The 3,998-nt window shown below is 29.7% G+C and carries 4 protein-coding genes; 2 read left to right on the top strand and 2 right to left on the bottom strand.

The features are described from left to right. Together MR593_RS12810 and MR593_RS12805 are read right to left on the bottom strand one after the other, a co-directional pair. On the bottom strand, nt 1-686 hold a 686-nt coding region (locus MR593_RS12810), incomplete at its 3' end, for an ATP-binding protein (protein WP_290693681.1). 13 nt (nt 687-699) lie between these two features. Further along, nucleotides 700-1,797, bottom strand: coding sequence for a DnaD domain protein (locus tag MR593_RS12805; protein ID WP_290693679.1), 1,098 nt, complete (start codon nt 1,795-1,797; stop codon nt 700-702). 94 nt (nt 1,798-1,891) lie between these two features. Here MR593_RS12805 and MR593_RS12800 point away from each other — a divergent pair, with 94 nt between their 5' ends. Both MR593_RS12800 and MR593_RS12795 read left to right on the top strand, forming a co-directional pair. Then, the gene (locus MR593_RS12800) at nt 1,892-3,358 is read left to right on the top strand and encodes a M1 family metallopeptidase (RefSeq protein ID WP_290693675.1); all 1,467 of its coding nucleotides are present in this window, start codon (nt 1,892-1,894) and stop codon (nt 3,356-3,358) included. A gap of 107 nt (nt 3,359-3,465) precedes the next feature. After that, nucleotides 3,466-3,998 (top strand): MBL fold metallo-hydrolase (locus MR593_RS12795; protein WP_290693672.1); only part of this gene is annotated, 533 nt, incomplete at its 3' end.

Below are 3,998 nucleotides of genomic sequence, written 5' to 3'. Positions count from 1 at the left end.
TCTATAATATCAAACATTTTAAAGGCTGTTTGATATATAACTGTAAATCCCTTGTCTAGTAATGCTTTTGCAATACAATTTGACATGAAGGTTTTTCCTAGACCAGTATCTCCGTAAAACAGTAGATTCTCTTCATTTTCCTTCGTAAAATTTTGAACAAACATTTCACATATAGCTGAAATTTCAAGTATATTTTGTTTAGATGAGATATTTAGCTCTGGTATTATCTCATCGGAAAATAGAGAAAGATCTAATGTGTTGAAGTTTTGGGTCTTGAAGTTTTTTGAGATATTAGACATTTTATAGTATTCGTTTATCAAGGCTTGCTTGAAACAGTTGCATTTTTCTCCGTTTTTTAAAAATCCAGTATCTTCGCATATGGGACATTCATATTGAATTTCCAGGTCGCTTTCAGATATATTGTGGATTTTTAAAAGGTTGTCTTTTTCTGATTTTAGAGAAGACATGTCTTCTCTGCATTTTTTTAATAAATCTTCTTTGTCGGGAGAACTTGATAAAACTAATCTCATCATTTTTAGACCAATATTAGTTATCTCATCGTCTATTTTTTCTATTTCAGGAAATTTATTATATATTCTTTTTTTTCTTTCCTCGAATTCATATTCGGCTTTATCTCTTTTCTTTTGGTATGAAAGGAGAATTTCTCTTACAGCGGAATCTTTCAATTAATCACCTTCTTTACTTTTTGGAATTTTGAACCTTGAGCAATTTAGCTTCCAGCTCTTCTTCTGAGTATTTTCTAAAATGTTCGTTGAAACTATTGTGATATTTAGTAACTACCTTTGGAGTCCTGTCCTTGTTGTAATTGTTGTAGTTTTTAGTTTCTTTTTTCTTTTGGACTTCTTCCTTTTCTTTTTGTTTATTAGCTCTAAATTCTTCTTCTTCCTTTTGAGCATCTTCTAAGGTTGTTATATCCTTAGAGTGCCAATTTTCTATTATTCCATTTATATAGGATATAGATGGATTTGGTATATTTTTGCTTTTGGAGCAAGCATATGTTATTAATTCTTGACTCATGTTGTATTTATCAATCCATGTATCTATAAGTTGTTTTTCTGCGTCTGTTGCATTTCTATTAGAAAATCCAAGCTGATTTAATACGTTGCGGTAAATAGCAAATCTGTCTTTTCTTATCATAAAACTATTTTTAGCATCTTCTACAGAAAATATATTTTGATCATACCAACCTCTAAGTACGCTTTCAACGTAATTAAGTGGTTTAGCGTTTCCGTTTTTTTGTTCTTTGCTGTATTCATAAGCATACACTACTAAGTCAGGAGTTAAATTGTATTCGTTTATAAGCTCTAGTATTCTCATGTTTTCACTTGGAACAAGAGGCCTACCTATTATTTTATTGATAGAATTAAACATTCTAACTATGCTAGGATTGTTTCTAGCTTCTAAAAGCTTATCTGTATCTGATTGAACAGGAGCTATATTATTGTTGTCTATATTGTTCATATAGAATTTTTTCAAATCTACAAATTCAATTGAAAAATCAAAGTCGTTTTCAACATCGTCCTTGTGAATCTTTACAATCTTTTGTTGTTCCCAGTATTTCCAAGCATTTACCACATCTGATAGGGGAACTCCTAAATTTTTAGCCAATGAAATATTATTAAAATTTGGATTGGCATTAGGATCACATGCTTGTCGGTAGCCTAAAAGATAAACTTGTACGTATAATCCGTTAGCCATAGGCATAAATATATCTATGAAGATATTAGAGATTATGGTATCTCCAGAATCTTTTTTATTAACTTCTTTAAAAAACATTTCATCACCTCAGATAAATTATAACATAAGACATTATAGTTTTATCTTGGAAGTTTTAAAAAAAAATATACATATAAAATGGGAGGGAAAGGCGTTGGTTATAAACTTTAATAAAAAAAGGAGACAAATAAGTTTAATACTCCTTTTGGTGTTGTTTTTTGCAGGAACAATATACTGGTCGAATAACTATGTTGAAAATGATGCTATGAAAATAGTAAATAATAAGAGTATCAATAACTATATAATCGATGTAGTATTTGATGATAAGGCAAAAAAAATTAAATGTAATCAAAATATAACGTATGTAAATAACACAGGTAAAACCTTAGATAAAATATATATGCATATCTATCCAAATGCATTTTCGGATAAAAAAATTTGTCCATTTGAAAAATCAGAAATCGAAAAAGCATACCCAAATGGATTCGATGAGGGTTATATTGAAATAAAAAATATATTAAATAATGGCAATAAGCTAGAGCATAATATAAAAGGAGAGAAAAATGATATTTTAGAAATTGTATTAGATAAAAATTTAAATGACGGTGAAAAATATTCTATAGATATAAAATACGATGTTAAGATACCAAATTGTCTAGGTCGTTTTGGATATGGTGATAATACGATTAATATTACTAATTGGTTTCCGATGTGCTGTGTTTATGATGATAGAGGGTGGAATTTAAAGAGTTATATAAGTTTGGGAGATCCTTTTTATAGCGATATAGGTAATTTTACAGTAAATATTTTAATTCCAAGTAAATACGAGATTGCATGTACAGGTTCTATGGTAGAAGAAAAAACGAATGAAAATAACAAGCTCTGCAAATTACAAGGGAAAAAGGTCAGGGATTTTGCAATTATATTAAGTGATAAGTTTAAAATTAACAAGAGTGTATATGGGCATACATCTATTATTACATATAGCTTAAATAATGATTTAGCGGTTGAATCGAATAAGGTTGCTAGAGAGTCGATTAAAATATTCAGCGAATTATTCGGCGAGTACCCGTACGATACATATTCAGTAGTGGCGAGTGATTTTTTTATTGGAGGAATGGAATACCCTACATTAGTGATGATAGATAAGAATCTTTACAATGAAAATAGTAAATTTTTATTAGAATATGTAATTGCACATGAGACTGCGCATCAATGGTGGTATAGCGTTGTAGGTAATGATGAGATAAGCGAGCCGTGGCTAGATGAGGCGTTGACAGAGTATTCTACTGTGTTGTATTTCGAAAATAAATACGGAGAAGAAATGAGAGACAAATTGATCAAAACTATGGAGGTACAAAGTGAAAATTATAAAGGGGTAGATATCTTTAGATCTAGTACAGAATTTAAAAATTCTACAGAATATAGCTTAAATGTCTATACTAAAGGTGCTGTACTTTTCAATGAAATAAGAAAAAAGGTTGGAGATAAGATATTCTTTGAAACACTACAAGAATATTATAATAACTATATGTTCCAAAACGTAAATAAAACTAAATTTATTGATATATGGAAGGACAAGGGCGTAAACATAGATGAAATAGTAAACCAATGCGATTGAATCCTAAATTGAAGAGGTAAATTTTAGATAGAGTATGGAAAAAAGATTTCAGGCTCTATTTTTTTGGTATAATATAATTTAGAAATCGATTAGAGAGGAGAGACGCGGTGTTAAAATATTGTTCAGTCGGAAGTGGAAGTAGTGGAAATTGTCACATAATAACATATAAAGATACTGGAATTTTAGTGGATGCTGGTCTTGCAGGAAAAACAATAACTGCAGGAATTAAAAAAGCCGGTTTTGATATAGATAAAATACGTGGGATATTTATAACGCATGAGCATTCAGACCATATAAAGGGCGCTGGAATAATGTCTAGAAAGTTAGATATTCCTATATACGCAAATTTAAAAACATGGTGTGGTATGAAGGACAAGATAGGAAATATAAAAGAAGAAAATATGGTTGTATTTGAAAATGATAAAACATATGCGCTAGGAGATATCAAAATAAGACCATTTTCAATACCACATGATTCAGAGGATGCAGTAGGATATAATATTTACTCTGATGATCAAAAGATGTCAATAGCAACTGATATAGGATATGTAACTGAAAACATAAGAAAGAATTTAAAAAATTCAAAGCTTGTAGTATTAGAATCTAATTACGACCCTAATATGCTTATGATGGGAAGCTA

Origin of the sequence: Intestinibacter sp. (genome assembly GCF_022780145.1) — a bacterium.
GTDB lineage: Bacteria > Bacillota > Clostridia > Peptostreptococcales > Peptostreptococcaceae > Intestinibacter.
This window is presented reverse-complemented; position numbering and strand designations above follow the sequence as displayed.

Coding starts and splice junctions, on each gene's coding strand:
- MR593_RS12805 (WP_290693679.1), bottom strand. CDS start 1,797: ATGTTTTTTAAAGAAGTTAATAAAAAAGATTCTGGAGATACCATAATC.